2 rRNA genes are annotated in these 2480 nt (G+C 51.9%); both read left to right on the top strand.

Annotated elements, in window-relative coordinates:
• Nucleotides 1-2265: ribosomal RNA gene (locus NX778_RS24495) — 23S ribosomal RNA — on the top strand; the annotation flags it as partial.
• 112 nt (nt 2266-2377) lie between these two features.
• Nucleotides 2378-2480 (top strand): 5S ribosomal RNA (gene rrf / locus NX778_RS24490); the annotation flags it as partial.

Genomic DNA, 2480 nt, shown 5'->3' with positions numbered 1-2480 from the left:
ATAGGGGAGCCGTAGAGAAATCGAGTCCGAACAGGGCGACAGTCGCTGGGTGTAGACCCGAAACCAGATGATCTATCCATGGCCAGGATGAAGGTGCGGTAACACGCCCTGGAGGTCCGAACCCACTAGTGTTGAAAAACTAGGGGATGAGCTGTGGATAGGGGTGAAAGGCTAAACAAATCTGGAAATAGCTGGTTCTCTCCGAAAACTATTTAGGTAGTGCCTCAAGTATCACCATCGGGGGTAGAGCACTGTTATGGCTAGGGGGTCATTGCGACTTACCAAACCATTGCAAACTCCGAATACCGATGAGTGCGAGCTTGGGAGACAGACGTCGGGTGCTAACGTCCGGCGTCAAGAGGGAAACAACCCAGACCGCCAGCTAAGGTCCCAAAGATTGGCTAAGTGGAAAACGAAGTGGGAAGGCTAAAACAGTCAGGATGTTGGCTTAGAAGCAGCCATCATTTAAAGAAAGCGTAATAGCTCACTGATCGAGTCGTCCTGCGCGGAAGATGTAACGGGGCTAAGCCAGTCACCGAAGCTGCGGATATCCGCAAGGATATGGTAGGAGAGCGTTCTGTAAGCCTGCGAAGGTGTCTTGTAAAGGATGCTGGAGGTATCAGAAGTGCGAATGCTGACATGAGTAGCGATAATGGGGGTGAAAAGCCTCCACGCCGTAAGCCCAAGGTTTCCTGTTCAACGTTCATCGGAGCAGGGTGAGTCGGCCCCTAAGGCGAGGCAGAGATGCGTAGCTGATGGGAAGCAGGTTAATATTCCTGCACCGTCGTATGATGCGATGGGGGGACGGATCGCGGAAGGTTGTCTGACTGTTGGAATAGTCAGTTCCTGGTTCATAGGAGGTACTTAGGCAAATCCGGGTACATAATCCAAGGGATTGGGACGAGGGACTTAGGTCCTGAAGCAATCGGAAGTGGTTCCAAGAAAAGCCTCTAAGCTTCAGTCATACGAGACCGTACCGCAAACCGACACAGGTGGGCGAGATGAGTATTCTAAGGCGCTTGAGAGAACTCGGGAGAAGGAACTCGGCAAATTGGTACCGTAACTTCGGGAAAAGGTACGCCCCGGTAGCTTGACTGCTTTACTGCAGAAGGGTGAAAGGGTTGCAATAAACTGGTGGCTGCGACTGTTTAATAAAAACACAGCACTCTGCAAACACGAAAGTGGACGTATAGGGTGTGACGCCTGCCCGGTGCTGGAAGATTAAATGATGGGGTGCAAGCTCTTGATTGAAGTCCCAGTAAACGGCGGCCGTAACTATAACGGTCCTAAGGTAGCGAAATTCCTTGTCGGGTAAGTTCCGACCTGCACGAATGGCGTAACGATGGCCACACTGTCTCCTCCCGAGACTCAGCGAAGTTGAAATGTTTGTGATGATGCAATCTACCCGCGGCTAGACGGAAAGACCCCATGAACCTTTACTGTAGCTTTGCATTGGACTTTGAACCAATCTGTGTAGGATAGGTGGGAGGCTTTGAAACCGGGACGCCAGTTCCGGTGGAGCCAACCTTGAAATACCACCCTGGTTCGTTTGAGGTTCTAACCTTGGCCCGTGATCCGGGTCGGGGACAGTGCATGGTAGGCAGTTTGACTGGGGCGGTCTCCTCCTAAAGTGTAACGGAGGAGTTCGAAGGTACGCTAGGTACGGTCGGACATCGTGCTAATAGTGCAATGGCATAAGCGTGCTTAACTGCGAGACCGACAAGTCGAGCAGGTACGAAAGTAGGACATAGTGATCCGGTGGTTCTGTATGGAAGGGCCATCGCTCAACGGATAAAAGGTACTCTGGGGATAACAGGCTGATTCCTCCCAAGAGTTCATATCGACGGGGGAGTTTGGCACCTCGATGTCGGCTCATCACATCCTGGGGCTGTAGCCGGTCCCAAGGGTATGGCTGTTCGCCATTTAAAGTGGTACGTGAGCTGGGTTTAAAACGTCGTGAGACAGTTTGGTCCCTATCTGCCGTGGGCGTTGGAAATTTGAAGGGGGCTGCTCCTAGTACGAGAGGACCGGAGTGGACGAACCTCTGGTGTACCGGTTGTCACGCCAGTGGCATTGCCGGGTAGCTAAGTTCGGAAGAGATAACCGCTGAAAGCATCTAAGCGGGAAACTCGCCTTGAGATGAGATTTCCCGGAGCCTTGAGCTCCTTGAAGGGTCGTTCGAGACCAGGACGTTGATAGGTCGGGTGTGGAAGTGCAGTAATGCATTAAGCTAACCGATACTAATTGCCCGTACGGCTTGTCCCTATAACTTTGGTGGTTATAGACGAGTACAGTGCTTGTTTGTTGTGACAGATTCAAAATACTTCTTCCAGATTTCAGAGTGGCGCTGACCAAAGCGACGCTCGTACAAGTTATGCCTGATGACCATAGCAAGTCGGTCCCACCCCTTCCCATCCCGAACAGGACCGTGAAACGACTTTGCGCCGATGATAGTGCTGCAACCAGTGTGAAAGTAGGTT

Origin of the sequence: Massilia terrae, from assembly GCF_024753145.1 — a bacterium.
GTDB lineage: Bacteria > Pseudomonadota > Gammaproteobacteria > Burkholderiales > Burkholderiaceae_D > Telluria > Telluria terrae.
The sequence above is the reverse complement of the archived record's forward strand: the minus strand, read 5'-3'. Positions and strand labels throughout refer to the sequence as shown.